General features: G+C 72.2%; 12 protein-coding genes. 10 read left to right on the top strand and 2 right to left on the bottom strand.

Annotation, left to right across the window (positions count from 1 at the left end; all coding sequences use genetic code 11):
• Nucleotides 1–49 precede the first annotated feature (49 nt).
• From ACWGIG_RS06075 to ACWGIG_RS06055, 5 genes are all read left to right on the top strand, one after another.
• Nucleotides 50–1,228, top strand: a complete 1,179-nt coding sequence (locus tag ACWGIG_RS06075) for a PLP-dependent cysteine synthase family protein (protein WP_453320322.1) — start codon at nucleotides 50–52, stop codon at nucleotides 1,226–1,228.
• Nucleotides 1,225–2,490, top strand: coding sequence for an MFS transporter (locus ACWGIG_RS06070; RefSeq protein ID WP_453320318.1), 1,266 nt, complete (start codon nucleotides 1,225–1,227; stop codon nucleotides 2,488–2,490). Before ACWGIG_RS06075 ends, ACWGIG_RS06070 begins: the two co-directional genes overlap by 4 nt.
• A 205-nt stretch (nucleotides 2,491–2,695) precedes the next feature.
• The gene (locus ACWGIG_RS06065; RefSeq protein ID WP_453320317.1) at nucleotides 2,696–3,097 is read left to right on the top strand and encodes a hypothetical protein; all 402 of its coding nucleotides are present in this window, start codon (nucleotides 2,696–2,698) and stop codon (nucleotides 3,095–3,097) included.
• Nucleotides 3,098–3,261: 164 nt separating this feature from the next.
• Nucleotides 3,262–5,523 (top strand): DUF6571 family protein, encoded by a 2,262-nt coding sequence (locus ACWGIG_RS06060; protein ID WP_453320316.1) that lies wholly within the window; start codon nucleotides 3,262–3,264, stop codon nucleotides 5,521–5,523.
• Nucleotides 5,524–5,578: 55 nt separating this feature from the next.
• Nucleotides 5,579–6,625: a hypothetical protein gene (locus ACWGIG_RS06055; protein ID WP_453320315.1), complete on the top strand. Its 1,047-nt coding sequence runs from the start codon at nucleotides 5,579–5,581 to the stop codon at nucleotides 6,623–6,625.
• Here the strand turns inward: ACWGIG_RS06055 and ACWGIG_RS06050 are convergent.
• Both ACWGIG_RS06050 and ACWGIG_RS06045 read right to left on the bottom strand, forming a co-directional pair.
• Nucleotides 6,564–7,334, bottom strand: a complete 771-nt coding sequence (locus tag ACWGIG_RS06050; protein ID WP_453320314.1) for a sirohydrochlorin chelatase — start codon at nucleotides 7,332–7,334, stop codon at nucleotides 6,564–6,566. The genes ACWGIG_RS06055 and ACWGIG_RS06050 overlap by 62 nt on opposite strands.
• Nucleotides 7,331–8,491 carry a uroporphyrinogen-III synthase gene (locus ACWGIG_RS06045; protein ID WP_453320313.1) on the bottom strand — a complete coding sequence of 387 codons (1,161 nt, stop codon included), beginning with the start codon at nucleotides 8,489–8,491 and terminating at the stop codon, nucleotides 7,331–7,333. The genes ACWGIG_RS06050 and ACWGIG_RS06045 overlap by 4 nt, the downstream gene beginning before the upstream one ends.
• A 182-nt stretch (nucleotides 8,492–8,673) precedes the next feature.
• On the opposite strand from ACWGIG_RS06045, the gene ACWGIG_RS06040 reads away from it, so the two are divergent.
• The 5 genes from ACWGIG_RS06040 to ACWGIG_RS06020 all read left to right on the top strand — a co-directional run.
• Complete coding sequence (locus ACWGIG_RS06040) at nucleotides 8,674–10,884, top strand: molybdopterin oxidoreductase family protein (protein WP_453320312.1); 2,211 nt, start codon at nucleotides 8,674–8,676, stop codon at nucleotides 10,882–10,884.
• A complete protein-coding gene (locus ACWGIG_RS06035; RefSeq protein ID WP_453320311.1) occupies nucleotides 10,881–12,119 on the top strand; it encodes an NAD(P)/FAD-dependent oxidoreductase in 1,239 nt (412 codons plus the stop codon). Before ACWGIG_RS06040 ends, ACWGIG_RS06035 begins: the two co-directional genes overlap by 4 nt.
• 41 nt (nucleotides 12,120–12,160) lie before the next feature.
• On the top strand, nucleotides 12,161–14,701 hold the full coding sequence (gene nirB, locus ACWGIG_RS06030; RefSeq protein ID WP_453320321.1) for a nitrite reductase large subunit NirB: 2,541 nt from the start codon (nucleotides 12,161–12,163) through the stop codon (nucleotides 14,699–14,701).
• Complete coding sequence (locus tag ACWGIG_RS06025) at nucleotides 14,698–15,072, top strand: nitrite reductase (NAD(P)H) small subunit (protein ID WP_453320310.1); 375 nt, start codon at nucleotides 14,698–14,700, stop codon at nucleotides 15,070–15,072. The genes nirB and ACWGIG_RS06025 overlap by 4 nt, the downstream gene beginning before the upstream one ends.
• A gap of 21 nt (nucleotides 15,073–15,093) precedes the next feature.
• A partial coding sequence (locus tag ACWGIG_RS06020; RefSeq protein WP_453320309.1) for an MFS transporter occupies nucleotides 15,094–16,035 on the top strand: 942 nt, incomplete at its 3' end.

The following is a 16,035-nucleotide window of genomic DNA, read 5'->3' as shown; positions in this document are numbered from 1 at the left end:
GCCCCGGTGCGCAGGCGCACCCGGGCGCGGGCCGCAGGAGACCTGTGTGATGAACTCTTTCCCGCCGTTTCCGTCCGTCCTCGCGCCGGCCCAGTTACTGGCCGGTGCGGCCCGCCGCGCGCACTCCCCGGCCGCTCTGGTCGGTGACACGCCCGTGCTGTGGGTCGGTGAACCGTTCACCGCTTCCGGCCGCGGCTTCTGGGCCAAGCTGGAGGGCCACAACCCCGGTGGAATCAAGGACCGCACCGCCCTGTTCATGGTGGAACGCGCCAGGGAGCGCGGTGACCTGCTGCCCGGCGCCCGGATCGTGGAGTCGACCTCCGGCACGCTGGGCCTGGGCCTGGCGCTGGCCGGGATCGTCTTCGGCCACCCCGTCACCGTGGTGACCGACCCCGGCACGGAGCCGCTGGTGTCCGGGCTGATCACCGCCTACGGCGCCGAGGTACAGGTGGTGTCCGAGCCGCATCCGGTGGGGGGCTGGCAGCTGGCCCGCCGGGAGCGGGTGGCCGAACTGCTGGCGGCGGAGCCTTCCGCGTGGTGCCCCGACCAGTACCACAACCCCGACAACGTGGCCGCGTACGCGGGCCTGGCGCAGGAGCTGATCGCTCAACTGGGGCGGATCGACGCCCTGGTGGTCAGTGTGGGAACCGGTGGCCATTCGGCCGGCGTCGCCTCGGTCCTGCGTAACTTCTTCCCCGCCCTGAAGGTCGTCGGGGTCGATACGACCGGGTCCACCATCTTCGGGCAGGACGCCGCACCCCGGCTGATGCGAGGGCTGGGCAGCAGCATCTACCCGCGCAACGTCGACTACACGCTGTTCGACGAGGTCCACTGGGTGGCAGCAGCCGAAGCGGTGTGGGCGGCACGCTCGCTGGCCAGGGCCCGGTGCGCCACCGGCGGGTGGAGCGTGGGCGCGGTCTCCCTGGTCGCCCGTCACCTGGCCGCCACCCTCCCGGCCGAGGCGCGGATCGCCGCCGTCTTCCCCGACGGACCGCAGCGTTACGTCTCCACCGTCTTCGACGACGCCTGGTGCACCGCCCACCGGCTGCTGGGCGGCCGGCCGGCCGACGTGCCGGAGGAGATCGGACACCCGGGCGAGCGCACGGTGACCCGCTGGACCAGGTGTGAAACCGTCCTGGACCCCGCACCGGGATCCGGCCCCGGCTCCGCCCCCGGCCTCGCAGGTGCGGGAGCGGGGCCGCTCGGCCTGTCGGGAGCGGACCAGTGAGGACCTTGTGGCGCACCACCGCGAGTTTCCCGCCCGCCGTACGGCTGCTGATGGTCAATCAGTTCGCCATCAATCTCGCCTTCTACATGCTGATGCCCTACCTCGCCGCCCACCTGGCCGGCGGGCTGGGGCTGGCCGCGTGGGCGGTCGGCCTGGTGCTCGGGGTGCGCAACCTCTCCCAGCAGGGCATGTTCCTCATCGGCGGCACGATTGCCGACCGCTACGGCTACAAGGCCCCGATCCTGGCCGGCTGTCTGCTGCGCACCGCCGGGTTCGCCCTGCTGGGGTGGGTGGACAGCCTGCCCGCCCTGATCGCCGCCTCCGCGGCCACCGGTTTCGCCGGGGCCCTGTTCAACCCGGCCGTACGCGCCTATCTCGCGGCCGAGGCCGGCGAGCGGCGGGTGGCGGCGTTCGCGGCGTTCCACGTCTACTACCAGGCGGGGATGCTGGTCGGGCCGCTGGTCGGCCTGGCGCTGCTGACCGCCGACTTCCGCCTGGTCTGCGCGGTCGCCGCGGGCATCTTCGCCGTCCTGACCCTCTTCCAGGGCCTGGCCCTTCCCGCCCGCAGGGGAGCGGAGGGCGGCAAGAGCGGGGACGGGGTGCTGACGCAGTGGCGCTCGGTGGTGGCCAACCGGCCGTTCCTGCTGTTCTCCTGCGCGATGATCGGCTCGTACGTCCTGACCTTCCAGGTCTATCTGTCGCTGCCGCTGGCCGCCGGGGCGGCCTTCGGGCAGCGGGCGGGCACGTGGGCCACCAGTGGCCTGTTCATCGTCTCGGCGGCCGTCGCGGTACTGGGCCAGCTCCGGCTGACCGGCTGGGCCGGGCGCCGCTGGAGCCCGCACCAGGCACTGGTCCGCGGTCTCGCGGTGATGGGCCTGGGGTTCCTGCCGCTCGCCCTGGCACCTGCGGCCGACGGACCGTGGGGGCGGGCGCTGGTGCTCGCCGCCCTGGTCACTGCGGTCGCCTCGCTGGCCGTGGGGTCCGCAGTGGTCTACCCCTTCGAGATGGACACCGTGGTCTCGCTGGCGGGCGGCCGTCTGGTCGCCACCCACTACGGGCTCTACAACACCGTCTCGGGCCTGGGCATCACCCTCGGGAACCTCGCCACCGGCGCCCTGTGGGACACCGCCCAGCGGCACGGGATCCAGTGGCTGACCTGGCTGGCCCTGGCCGCCACCGGTCTGGGCTGTGCGGGCGCGGTGTGGGCCCTGGCGCGCACAGGCCGGCTCGCGGCCCCGCAGCCGCGTCCGCTGCCCGCCTGAGCGGAACCCGCTGACGAGCGAACCGAGGTTCGCGGGGCCGCAACGGACCGCGAATCTCGGGATGCCCATGCCTGCGCGAGATGTTCACACTTGGTGACATGGCCTCCGCACCAGCTTCGCAGGCTCGGAAGATCACCTTGTTAGTTTTGCGGGTCTGATCGTTTGAGGGTCTGATCGTTCGAGGTACGGGGAGAGGGGCTTCACCATGGCGCTGGACGGCACACTGCCGGGACCGGGCGGCGGGCCCGCCGGACCCTTCGGGCCGGGCATCGGGCTGCCGAACATGGCATCGTCGCCCGCCAGGAAGCGCGCCGCCGCGACCGCGCTCCAGCAGCACATCGAACCGGACACCCGCAAGGCGGGCGACCACGCCGATGCGGAGACCGGGAAAGCGGTGAAGGCGTTCGACGCCAAGGACGGGCACGGCTGGCTGACCTCGGGGGCCCTCAAGAAGGCCAACAAGGCGTGGGAGACGCAAGTGAAGGGCCTGCTGAGCAGGCTGGGTTCGGACCGGACCTCACTGCGCAGCACGAACCTGCTGCTCAGCGGCACCGACATCGGGGTGGGCGGGGACATCAGGCCGCCGTCGGCGATCGACAGGCTCTAGGGCCTGTCCGGCTCCAGGGCCTGTCCGGCTCCAGGCCTGTCCGGCTCCAAGCCTGTCCGGCTCCAGGGCTCGCCCGGGCTCCAGGGGCCGCCCTGGCTTCGGGGCCCGCCCTGGCTTCGGGCCCGACAGATCAGGTTCCAGTTTTCAGCGTTCCCGGGGGAAGCATGCCGACGTACCACGAGATCATGACCACCGAACTCTCCGCGCTCACCGCCGCCGCCACCCAGTGGGACGGCATGGCAGGCGAGTTCAAGAAGCAGGAGCAGTCCTACCGGCGGGACGTGTACGGCGTCTCCGTGGGGGAGACCTGGATGGGGGTCAGCGCCGACGCGGCCCACAGCCGCTTCGGCGTCACCCTCAGGGAGTTCCAGTACGCCCAGAAGGAGGCCAAGGCGGTGGCCGACCTGCTCCGGGACGCGCACACCCGGTACGTCGAACTGCGCGGCAAGCTCCAGACCGCCCGGCGGGAAGCCGTCGAGGCCGGGATGAAGGTCTCCGACCAGGGGGTCGTCACCTTCGACTCCGAGAAGCTGACCGCCTCCGAGCTCAGCGCCATGCAGCACGACCCCGACTACCAGCAGGCCATGCACAAGTCGGTCAACTCCTGGCAGCAGCGCGTCGACCAGGCGGTACGGGCCGTGAACGACGCCGACAAGGGGACCGAGATCGCGCTCGGGGCCGTCGTCGTCGACTCCAAGCCCCTCGACGGCACGACGAACGGCTTCAACTCCGGTGCCCAGGGCGACATCGAGAAGTACGAGGCCCAGGCGCTCAAGGACATCGCGGAACGGGTCAATTCCGGCAAGGCCACCGAGCAGGACCTCAAGGAGGCCGCGCGGTCGTTCCGGGACAACGGCAAGGACGAGGCGTTCGGCCAGACCCTCCTCAGCAGCCTGGGCGCCGAAGGAACCCTGAAGTTCAACAACTCCCTCACCGACCTGGGGCACTCCGGCGACAGCCACAACAAGGACTACCTGAGCATGCAGAAGGGCCTGGCGACCACGCTGGCCACCGCGACGCAGAACCCGAACTCGGCCTTCTACGACAAGTTCCGCACGCAGATGCAGTCGGCCGGGGTCAAGCAGTACGACCTCGACGTCGCGGGGGAGAAGGTCGACGTCGGCCACGGGCACGGCCAGAAGGCGCGCGGCTACCAGAGCCTGGTCACCCTCATGCAGCAGGGCGGCGGGTACTCCGACAAGTTCCTCCACGACACCGCGAACGACATCCGCAAGGTCGAGGACAAGGACAAGGGCGGCGACCCGGACATCTGGGACCTGCGTGGCGACTTCGGCGACAACAAGAAGACCGGCGAGAACGACAGCTGGTTCGCCAACGACCCCCTGGACGGCGTCCTCGGCATCATGTCGAAGGACCCGGCCGCCGCCACCTCCTACCTCGACCCCGGCCCGGACAACAAGAACGACAACCTCAAGTACCTGCTGGACAAGCGGGACTGGGACCTGGCCGACACCAGGGAGTACCTGCGGGTCGAGACCGCGGGCAAGGACGTGGCCGAGCACGACGTCCGCCAGGGTTTCGGCGCCGCGCTCGAAGCCGCCGCCACCGGCCACCAGCCCGGCACGGAGCACAAGCTGGGCGGCCACGGTCTGGAGCAGGCCCGCGTCATGAACGAGACCATCGGCGTGCTGAACGAGACGGGCCACGCGGACAAGCTCCCCGCCAACCTCCAGAGGCCGCTCGCGAACATGCTGACGGACTACACGCCCGACACCCACCAGACCCTCGGCATGGACAACGTCACCTACAACGGCAAGGACAAGGTCTGGAAGGACGAGGACGGCGTGGTCCGGATGGCCGTGCCCAAGGACGATCTGGTGAAGGTCATGCGGGGCGCGGCGGACGACCCCGAGGCCTTCGGCCAGATGTACCGGGCCGAGAAGCAGTACTCCCAGGACCTCTTCACCGGCATGCCGAACGACTCCGGGAGCGACAGCACGCGGGCACGCATCCAGGAGACCTCGGCGGCCCTCGGCGCGTACGACGGAGTGCGGTCGGACGTCGTGTTCGACAAGCGCTTCAACAACACCCAGTGGGCGAACGACTTCAACCACGCGCTCACCACGTCCTCCGGAGCGGCACTGACCTTCGTGGGTGCGGCGTACGGACCTGCCGCGCCGGCCGCGATCGCTCCGACCGGCGACATCGTCAACAGGGTGGTCGACTTCGTGTCGTACGAGGCGACCAAGGAACGCATCGCGGAAGCGAACCTGGAAGCGACCAAGGAGAACGCGCGGATCTTCAACGCGGGACAGCTGGAGGTCGACGGCATGGTCGCGGCCTGGGCCAAGACCCACGGACACGAGCCGCAGGACGACTTCGTACGGAACCTGGTCGGCCACGGCCAGGGGAACTACGAGAAGGGGAGGGACGGAGCGCTCCGCGCGATGCGGCCGGACTACTGACCGGACCGGCCCTGCCCCCTCACACGCACTACCAGAGCGGACCGAACCACCTCTCATGCACTTCACAGCTCACCGCACCCGCCCGGGCAAGGTCATCATCGGCACCCTCGCCCTCGTCCTGCTGGCCGCCGGGATCGTCTACTTCTCCGGTACGTACGACCGCCGGCGGACGCCGGATCCGGCGAGCGCCTGTGCGGGGACGCTGGATCGGCCCGCCCTCCGCGAGGTACTCACCGGCGAGGCCGGCAAGGAGATCGAGTACAACGCCCCGGTGCGGCCCGGCAGTCTCACCCAGTGCGTGGTCCGGGGCGACGGTCCTGCCGCGGCCCGGGCGGTGTGGGTCGACGTGCGGTGGGGCAGCAAAGCCGACGCGCGGTCGTTCCCACGACGTTCCGACGTTGACGACATGGGCGACGGTGACACTCCCCAACCGGTGAACGGCTGGCCCGCCGTGATCTCCGGTTCCACCGGCACGGTCAATCTGCCGTGTCTCGACCGCAAGGACGAAAGCCTTCTCGTCGACGTTGCTCTGACGGGCGTCAACGAGCTCGACAAGTGGCAGATCCGTACCGAACTGGCGAGCTTCTCCGTGAAGTCCGCGGAGCGTGCGGCGAAGCGGTTCGGCTGCGCGATCTCACCGGGGCCCGAGGTCAAGGACGTGGAGAAGGAGCCCCGCGACGCCGACGCCCTTCCACTCGCCGAGGCACAGGGGACGTGCGCCCCGCTGAGCCCCCTGAAATCCGCCGCCGCGCAGGCCGGCGCCACCTTGGCCCGGGAAGAACCCGCACAGAAGAACGCCCCGCTCACCCAGTGCACCCTCCTGACGTCGAAGCACCTGTTGGGGTACGAGCTGGCCGCCACGTTCGGGCCGTACGTGAAGAGCTTCCGGATGACTTCCGCGAAGCCGCAGATCCAGCAGGACTCCGGAGCCCAGGGCGACTACGCGTGGGCCACCGCACGGTGCCCGGGTTCGCCCGAGCGCGCCCTGTTCACGCTCAAGCACGGGCGCAGGTCCGCCCCCGCCTTCGAATCCGCCGCCCTCAAGGCCTTCGCCACCGACGCGGCCCAGCAGCACGGCTGCACGGATCTGCGACTGCCGTGATCCGTGCACGGGACGGCGCGGGCGGGCCGCACGCCCCGTCGTACCTGTCCAGGATCAGCCGGGCCACCGCGTCGTGCGCGCCCAGGGGGGCGGACGTCACCGTTCCGGTGTGGGCAGCCGCCTTGCGGGCGAAGAAGCCCGGGGTCATCAGGTAGCTCGCCACCGCCACGTCCCGGTGCCCCTCCGCGTGCAGCGCCGCCACCGCGGCGGCCGGGGTCGGGGCGCCGCCGCACAGGTAGGAGGGGATCGCGGGACGGCCCAGGCGGCGGGTGAGGAGGGTGGCCATGGTGGCGGTCGCGGCCCGGGAGGTCGGGTCGCTGGAGCCTGCGGACGCCAGGACGACGGGGCCGCGGGTGGGGGCCCGTACCTCCGCCAGCCGGTCCGCGAGGGCGGACGCGAGCAGAGGGTGCGGGCCCAGTGCGCGCGAGATCCTGGCCCGTACGTGCGGGGCGGCGGCCAGTGCTTCGGGGATGTCCACGCGGATGTGGAAGCCCGTGCCGAGGAGGAGGGGGACGAGGACGACCTCCCCCGAGAGTGCGGTGAGCACGTCCGAGAGGTGGGGTCGGGCCACGTCGACGTACGCCAGGAGCACCGGCAGCCCGGGGCGCAACTCCCTTACACGGGCGAGGAGTTCCTCGGTGGTGGACGTACCGGCCGGGTCGCGGGTGCCGTGCGCGACGGCGAGCAGGGGAGGAACCGGCCGCGTCACCTGGGGTCCACCGCCAGCCGGTACCCCCGCTTGGTGACCGTACGGACCAGGGAGGAGTACGGGCCGAGGGCCGACCGCAGCCGGGCCACCGCCGCCTCCACCACGTGCTCGTCGGTGGGGCGCGGCGCGGCGGGGTCCCCGGTCCAGGCGCGGCGCAGGAGTTCGGCGCGGCTGAGGACCGTGCCGGGGCGCCGGGCCAGGGCGTGCAGGATCGCGGCGGGGAGCGGGGTGAGGAGGACGGCACCCGACGGGCCGGACACCGAGGCGCCCTGGAGGGTCAACCGGCTGCCCTCGAAGGTGAGTTCGCGGCGGTGGCGGGCCGGGAGCTGCTGGTCCAGGGTGCGCACCAGCGCGCCGAGCCGCCCCCGTTCCGGCCACACGCACGGCACGTCGGCCGCCAGCAGCGGCCGTGCGCACACCGGGCCGATGCAGGCCGCCAGTACGTTCGTACGGAGAGCGGTGAGGAGGTCGTCCCGGCGGCCCGCCTCCTGCGCCGCCGCCAGGAACGCCTCGATCGCCGGGGCGCTGGTGAACGGCAGCGCGTGCACCTCGCCCCGTACCGTCGACTCGACCAGCCGGCGCACGGCGTCCGGGTCCGCCGCCGGGCCCCACCGGTACACCGGCACCTCCACCACCTCCGCGCCCCGCGCCCGCAGCGCGGCCGTGAACTCCGGGAGCGGCGCCCCGTGTTCCTGGATCGCGATCCGCTTTCCGGCCAGTTCGCGGTCGAGGAGCCAGGTCAGCATCTCGTCCACGGCCTCCGACGCGGGCGCGTAACTCTCGCGCAGCCCGGCCGCCCGGATCGCGCCGGTCGCCTTCGGGCCCCGGCTGATCACCGTCGCCTCCCGGCACGCCTCGACGAGCTGCGCCCCCGTCCCCCAGCCCTCCGCCGCGCTGATCCAGCCGCGCCAGCCGACACCGGTCGTGGCGACCACGTAGTCCAGCGGCGCGGACAGGCACGACTCGGTGGCCTCCCGTACGACCGAGTCGTCGTCGAGCGGCACGATCCGCAGGGCGGGCGCGGAGACGACCTTCGCGCCGCGCCTGCGCAGCAGGGCTTCGAGTTCGTCCCGGCGCCGGTCGGCGGTCACACCGACCGTCAGTCCGGCCAGTGAGCCCTCCGGCGGATCAGGGGTGGCGGGCGTCGCGGTAGTCATGGCCCGACAGTGTCCGAGAGTTGTTAAGCCCCTGTTGCCGAGGCGTCTCCTGGGCGTTAGCCCTGCGCTACGGGCGTGTGTCCTGCACCTTGCGCGCCGACCTGCGGAAAGTGAGCGCTCCGTACCGTCCGCGCAACGCACGGGATGCGGGGGCGTAACGGCGCGCGGGCACGGTGGGGCCCATGAACGCGACCACGGCGGCCACCCCCGGTGCACTCGTCGACACCCACTGCCCGTACTGCTCGCTGCAGTGCGGCATGCGGCTGCGCCCTGCCGGAGAATCGGCGGAGCAGCCGGTGGAGATCGTCGAGCGGCCCGACTTCCCCGTCAACCAAGGCGCCCTGTGCGGCAAGGGCCACAGCGCAGCCGCCGTTCTCGCGCCCGGCGTCCGGCTCACCACCCCTCTCGTACGGGACGACAAGGGCGGGCCGCTCCGCGAGGCGACCTGGGAGGAGGCCCTGGACCGGGCTGCGGCGGCCTTCGTCTCCGCCCGGGTACGGCACGGCCGCGACGCGGTCGGCGTCTTCGGCGGCGGCGGGCTGACCAACGAGAAGGCCTACCTGCTCGGCAAGTTCGCCCGCGTCGCATTGCGTACGGCCAACATCGACTACAACGGCCGCTTCTGCATGTCGTCCGCCGCAGCCGCCCACCGCAACGCCTTCGGCCTCGACCGGGGCCTGCCCTTCCCCCTCGCGGACGTCGCACGCACCGGCTGCGTGATCCTCGTCGGCAGCAACCTCGCCGACACGATGCCGCCTGCCGTCCGCTACCTGCGCGAGATGCAGGCGGGCGGCGGCAAGCTGATCGTCGTCGACCCGCGCCGTACCAGGACCGCCGACCTCGCCGACCTCCATCTGGCTCCCGCCCCCGGCACCGACCTCGCGCTCGCCCTCGGGCTCCTGCACCTGGTCATCGCGGGCGGACACGTCGACGAGGAGTTCATCTCCTCCCGTACGAGCGGTTACGAGGCGGCCCGCGAGGCCGCGATGGCGCACTGGCCCGAGCGGGTGGAGGCCCTCACGGGGGTTCCGGTCGCCCAACTCCGGCGCACCGTAGAGCTGTTCACCTCCGCCGGTACGGGGATGGTGCTCACCGCGCGCGGCCCCGAGCAGCAGTCCAAGGGTGTCGACACGGTCGGCGCGTGGATCAATCTGTGCCTGGCGACGGGCCGGGCCGGGCGCCCGCTGTCCGGATACGGCTGCCTCACCGGGCAGGGCAACGGCCAGGGCGGACGCGAACACGGCCAGAAGGCCGACCAGCTGCCCGGCTACCGCTCCCTCACCGACCCGGCCGCCCGCGCGCACGTCGCCGGGGTGTGGGGCGTCGATCCCGCGGACCTTCCCGGCCCGGGCGTCTCCGCGTACGAACTCCTCGACGCGCTCGGCACCGAAGGCGGCGTACGCGCCCTGCTGCTGATGGGCTCCAACCCGGTTGTCTCCGCCCCGAACGCCCGCCACGTCACCGAGCGCATCCGCGCCCTCGACGCGCTGGTGGTGTGCGACGTCGTCCTGTCCGAGACCGCCGCACTCGCCGACGTCGTCCTCCCCTCCGCACAGTGGGCGGAGGAGACCGGCACCATGACCAACCTGGAGGGCCGCGTCATCCTCCGTCAGGCGGCGGTGCACCCGCCGGGCGAGGTCCGCACCGACCTCCGGATCCTCCACGAACTCGCCGCCCGGCTGGGGTGGGAGAAGGGCTTTCCGTACGATGCGGAAGAAGTCTTCACCGAGCTGCGCGAGGCGTCGGCGGGCGGCCAGGCCGACTACTCGGGCATCAGCTACGAACGGATCCGGGCGGAGGACGGCGTCTTCTGGCCTTGCCCGGAGTCTGCCGTCCAAGGAGGCTCGGGCGACGGGGCGGCCCTTCAGGGGCGCGGGGAACTGCGCGACCAGCCACCACACACCCGCGCGACGACCCCCCCCCACCCCGGCACCCCCCGCCTCTTCCTCGACCGCTTCGCCACCCCCGACGGCCGTGCCCGGTTCGCCGACGTCTCGCACCGGCCCGCCGCCGAGGAGCCCGACGCCGACTACCCCCTCCACCTCACCACCGGCCGCGTCCTCGCCCAGTACCAGAGCGGCGCCCAGACCCGCCGCACACCCGCACTCAACAGCGCCGCCCCCGGCCCCTTCGTCGAGCTGCACCCCCGGCTCGCCTCCCGACTGGGCGTCGGGGAAGGGGAGTTGATCGCCGTCACCAGCAGGCGCGGCCGGGCGACCGCCCCCGCCCGCATCACCACGGCGATCCGCCCGGACACCGTGTTCATGCCCTTCCACTGGGCGGGCGAAGGACGAGCGAACTCGCTCACCAACCCGGCCCTTGACCCGCAGTCGCGGATGCCCGAGTTCAAGGTGTGCGCCGTGAAGGTGGAGAAGGCGGTGAGGGCGTCGTGACGACACGCATCGCCGTGGTCGGCGCCGGCATGGCCGCCGCCCGCCTCGCCCAGCAGGCCCTGGCCTCATCCCCCTCCGGCGCACTGGAATTCACCCTCTACGGCAACGAGCCGCACGGCCCCTACAACCGCGCACTCCTCGCCGGCGTCCTCGACGGCCGCTACACCTCGGACGCGCTCACCCTCCCCACCGGCGGCGCCGCCGTCCGTACGGGCGCGGAGGTCGTCGCCCTCGACACGGCGGCCAGGACGCTGCGTACGGACGCGGGGGAGACGGCGTCGTACGACGTCCTCGTCCTCGCGACCGGCGCCAACCCGGTACTGCCGCCCATCAAGGGCCTGCACGCGGTACCCGGATCCCCCTTCCATCGGCGTGAGTTGAAGGACGGCGTCCACGCCTTCCGCTCCCTCGCCGACTGCGTACGCCTCGAAGCGGCGGCCCGCAGCGCGAAGCGGGCCGTCATCGTCGGCGGCGGCGTACTCGGCGTGAGCGCCGCCCGGGCGCTCGCCGCACTCGGCATGCCGGTCGAAGTGGTCCACCAGGGACCGCACGTGATGGAACGCCACCTGGACGAGGAGGCCGGAGCCACCGTCCGCCGCGCCCTCGAAGGCATGGGCGCCGCCGTCTACACCGGCAACCGCGCCCGGGCCGTCCACGGCAGCGCCACCGTCACCGGCGTCGAACTCGCCGGCGGCCACGTCCTCGACTGCGACCTCGTCGTCCTCGCCTGCGGCGTCCGCCCCCGCACCGGGCTCGCCCGCGCCGCAGGAATCGACGTCCGGCGCGGCGTCGTCGTCGACGACACCCTCGCCACCTCCGCACCCCACGTGTACGCGATCGGCGACTGTACGGAACACCGGGGCGCCGTCCACGGGGTGACGGGGCCCGCCTGGGCCCAGGCCGACGTCCTGGCCGCCCGGCTGTCGGGGGCCGTCCCCGACGCCCTCTACACCGGGGCCCACAGCGGCTCCCGGCTCACCGCAGGCACCCTCGAAATCGCCGCGTTCGGCGAGGTCGCGGACACCGACGGCGACGCACTGCGGCTCGCCGACGGGACCCGGGGCGCCTACGGCTCGTACAAGAAGCTCGTGATGCGCGGCGACCGCCTCGTCGGCGCGATCCTCGTCGGCGACCTCGCCGCGGTCGGCGAACTCACCCGCACCTACGAGAGGGGCGAGCCGCTGCCGTCGCGCCCCCTCGACCTGCTCACACCCATCGAAGGAGCACTCCAGTGACGGAAACAGACGCCCGGCAGCTGGTCCTCGTCGGCCACGGCATGGTCGGCCAGCGCTTCCTCGAAGCGTTCGCCGAGCGCGGCGGGCACGCGCCAGGGTGGCGGATCACCGTCCTCGCCGAGGAGCCCCGCCCCGCGTACGACCGCGTCCACCTCACCTCGTGGTTCTCCGGCACCACCGCCGACGAACTCTCCATGTGGGAAGGGGAGTTCGGCGAGAGGCACGGCATCGACCTGCGGCTCGGCGACCCCGCCGAAGCGATCGACCGCGAGGCGCGGACGGTCACCGCCCGCTCCGGCGAGGTCTTCCCGTACGACGCACTGGTGCTGGCCACCGGCTCGTACCCCTTCGTGCCGCCCGTCCCCGGGCACGACGCGGCCAACTGCTTCGTCTACCGGACCATCGAGGACCTGGAGGCCATCCGCGCGGCAGCGAGAAGCGCCCGCGTCGGCGCAGTCGTCGGCGGCGGACTGCTCGGCCTCGAAGCGGCGGGCGCACTGCGCGCGATGGGGCTCGACACGCACGTGGTGGAGTTCGCCCCGCGCCTGATGGCCCTCCAGGTCGACGAGGGCGGCGGCGCCGTACTCCGGGACAAGATCCAGGAGCTGGGCGTCACCGTGCACACCGGCGCGGGCACCCAGACCGTCGAGACCGACGCCGAAGGCGCCGTCACCGGCATGGTGCTCTCCAACGGCGCGACCGTCGACACCGACCTCGTCGTCTTCTCCGCAGGCGTACGCCCCAGGGACCAGCTCGCCCGCGACTGCGCACTGCCGGTCGGCGAGCGCGGCGGCATCGTCGTCGACCCCGGCTGCCGGACCGCCGACCCCGCGATCTGGGCGATCGGCGAGTGCGCACTCGCCTCCGACGGGCGGGTCTACGGTCTGGTCGCGCCCGGATACGCGATGGCCGAAGCGGTCGCTTCCCAACTGACCTCCCAGGAAGGCCAGTTCACCGGCGCCGACCTCTCCACCAAGCTCAAGCTGCTCGGCGTCGACGTCGCCAGCTTCGGCGACGCGCACGGCACCACCGCCGACTCCCTCGAAGTGCTGTACGCCAACAGCCGCGAGGGCGTCTACAAGAAGCTCGTCATCGGCGCCGACGGCGCGCTCCTCGGCGGCGTCCTGGTCGGCGACACCGAGTCGTACGACCTGCTGCGCCCGCTCGCCCTGTCCGGTGCACCCCTCACCGCCCCGCCCGAGCAGCTCGTCCTGCCCGCCTCGATCGGCGCGGCACCCGGACCGATCGCCCTCCCCGACGAGGCGGTGGTCTGCTCCTGCCACAACGTCACCAAGGGCGCCATCCGCTCGGCGGTCGCCGACGGCGGCTGCGCGGACGTCCCGGCAGTGAAGAAGTGCACCCGCGCGGGCACCGGCTGCGGCTCCTGCGTCAAGCTCCTCGGGACGCTCGTCGCCGACGAACTGACCGCGCAGGGCGTGGAGTTGAGCCGTGGCCTGTGCGGGCACTTCGACCTCACCAGGGCGGAGATCTACGAGATCGTACGGGTCAAGGGCATCACCACCTTCGCCCGCCTCATCGACGAGCACGGGCAGCCAGAGGCCGGGGGAGAGGGCTGCGAGATCTGCAAGCCGGTCGTCGGCTCCGTCCTCGCCTCGCTCAGCCCGGCCCTCGGCGAGGCGGTCTCCGGACACATCCTCGACGGCGAACAGTCCGCCCTCCAGGACACCAACGACCACTTCCTCGCCAACCTCCAGCGCAACGGCTCCTACTCCGTCGTCCCGCGCATCCCCGGCGGCGAGGTCACCCCGGACGGGCTCATCACCATCGGCGAGATCGCCCGCGACTTCGGCCTCTACACGAAGATCACCGGCGGCCAGCGGATCGACATGTTCGGTGCGTCGGTCGATCAACTCCCCCTCATCTGGCGACGGTTGGTGGACGCGGGCTTCGAGTCGGGCCACGCGTACGGAAAGTCCCTCCGGACGGTCAAGTCCTGCGTCGGCCAGACCTGGTGCCGGTACGGCGTCCAGGACTCCGTCGCCCTCGCCATCGAGCTGGAGCTCCGCTACCGGGGCCTGCGCGCCCCGCACAAGCTCAAGTCGGCGGTCAGCGGCTGCGCCCGCGAGTGCGCCGAGGCGCAGAGCAAGGACTTCGGCATCATCGCCACCTCGGCCGGCTGGAACCTCTACGTCGGCGGCAACGGCGGCATGACCCCGCGCCACGCCGATCTCCTCCTCACCGACGCCGACCACGGCACCCTGCTCCGCACCATCGACCGCTTCCTGATGTTCTACGTCCGCACCGCCGACCGCCTTGAGCGCACCGCGCCCTGGATCGAGCGCATGGAGGGCGGGCTCGACCACCTGCGGGCCGTCATCGTCGACGACTCGCTCGGCATCTGCGCCGAACTGGACGACCTGATGAGCCGTCACATCACCTCGTACGAGGACGAATGGCGCGCCACCCTCGACGACCCCGACCGCCTCGCCCGCTTCGTGTCCTTCGTCAACGCCCCCGGCACGCCGGACCCGACGATCCGCTTCGTGCCGGAGCGCGAGCAGATCCGCCCCGCCGACACGTTCGTCGCGGGCGCCACCCTGGAAGTGAGGTCCCTCGTATGACCAGCACCCTCGTCGCGTCGGCGACGGTCGAAGTGGCGGTCGGGGACGAGTGGTTCCCCGTCTGCCGGTACGACTCCCTCATCCCCGGCCGGGGCGTCGCCGCCCTCGTGGGGGGCGAGCAGATCGCCCTCTACCGGGACCGCTCCGGGGCCGTCCACGCCGTCGGAAACCGCGACCCCTTCAGCGGCGCGCACGTCATCTCGCGCGGCCTGCTCGGCAGCCGCGACGGGGTGCCCGTCGTCCTCTCCCCGATGTACAAGCAGGCCTTCGACCTGTGCACCGGTGTCTGCCTCGACGAAGACGAGACCCCGGACGGCGGACCCGCAGCGCTGCCGGTCTGGCCGGTACGCACCAACTCCACTGTCTCGTAAGGAAGTTAGGCGGCCCTCTCCATGACCACCACCGTCCGTCCCCCGCAGAGCACCCGCACCCGTCCCCCTCTTGAGGACTGGCAGCCCGAGGACCCCGCCTTCTGGGCCGCCACCGGCGCGAAGGTCGCCCGCCGCAACCTCCTCTTCTCCGTGCTCTCCGAGCACATCGGCTTCTCCGTCTGGAGCCTGTGGTCGGTCCTCGTCCTCTTCCTCGGCCCCGAGTACGGCATCGACCCGGCGGGCAAGTTCGTCCTCACCGCCGTCCCCACCCTGCTCGGCGCGGCGCTGCGCCTCCCGTACACCTTCGCCGTGGCGATCTTCGGCGGACGCAACTGGACCGTCATCAGCGCGCTCGCCCTGCTCCTCCCCGCCCTGCTCACCGCGTACGTCCTCGAACCCGGCGTTTCCTATACGACCCTGCTCTGGGTGGCTGCCGTCGCGGGCATCGGCGGCGGCAACTTCGCCTCCTCGATGGCCAACATCAACGCCTTCTACCCCCAGCACCTCAAGGGCCGCGCACTGGGCATCAACGCGGGCGGCGGCAACCTCGGCGTGCCGGCCGTCCAGCTCCTCGGACTGCTGGTGCTGGCGACGGCGGGCTCCCAACACCCCCGCCTCGTACCGCTGTTGTACGTACCCCTGATCGTGCTGGCGGCGGTCGCCGCCGCCCTGCGGATGGACAACCTGCCCGCGCTGCGCAACGACCGGGGCGCCCTGCGCGAGGCGTCCCGCGAGCCGCACACCTGGGTGATGGCGCTGCTCTACATCGGCACCTTCGGCTCGTTCATCGGCTTCGGCTTCGCCTTCGGGCAGGTGCTGCTGGTGCAGTTCGGCGACGACTTCCCGACGGCGGTCAGCGCCGCGTACCTCACCTTCCTCGGACCGCTGCTCGGGTCCCTGGTCCGGCCGGTCGGCGGGGCGATGGCCGACCGGTGGGGCGGGGCGCGGGTCACCTTCTGGAAC

It is taken from the genome of Streptomyces sp. NPDC054863 (assembly GCF_053610825.1).
The sequence above is the reverse complement of the archived record's forward strand: the minus strand, read 5'-3'. Positions and strand labels throughout refer to the sequence as shown.

Coding starts and splice junctions, on each gene's coding strand:
- nirB (WP_453320321.1), top strand. CDS start 12,161: ATGGTCGGCCAGCGCTTCCTCGAAGCGTTCGCCGAGCGCGGCGGGCAC.
- ACWGIG_RS06040 (WP_453320312.1), top strand. CDS start 8,674: ATGAACGCGACCACGGCGGCCACCCCCGGTGCACTCGTCGACACCCAC.
- ACWGIG_RS06065 (WP_453320317.1), top strand. CDS start 2,696: ATGGCGCTGGACGGCACACTGCCGGGACCGGGCGGCGGGCCCGCCGGA.
- ACWGIG_RS06060 (WP_453320316.1), top strand. CDS start 3,262: ATGCCGACGTACCACGAGATCATGACCACCGAACTCTCCGCGCTCACC.
- ACWGIG_RS06025 (WP_453320310.1), top strand. CDS start 14,698: ATGACCAGCACCCTCGTCGCGTCGGCGACGGTCGAAGTGGCGGTCGGG.
- ACWGIG_RS06075 (WP_453320322.1), top strand. CDS start 50: ATGAACTCTTTCCCGCCGTTTCCGTCCGTCCTCGCGCCGGCCCAGTTA.
- ACWGIG_RS06055 (WP_453320315.1), top strand. CDS start 5,579: ATGCACTTCACAGCTCACCGCACCCGCCCGGGCAAGGTCATCATCGGC.
- ACWGIG_RS06045 (WP_453320313.1), bottom strand. CDS start 8,491: ATGACTACCGCGACGCCCGCCACCCCTGATCCGCCGGAGGGCTCACTG.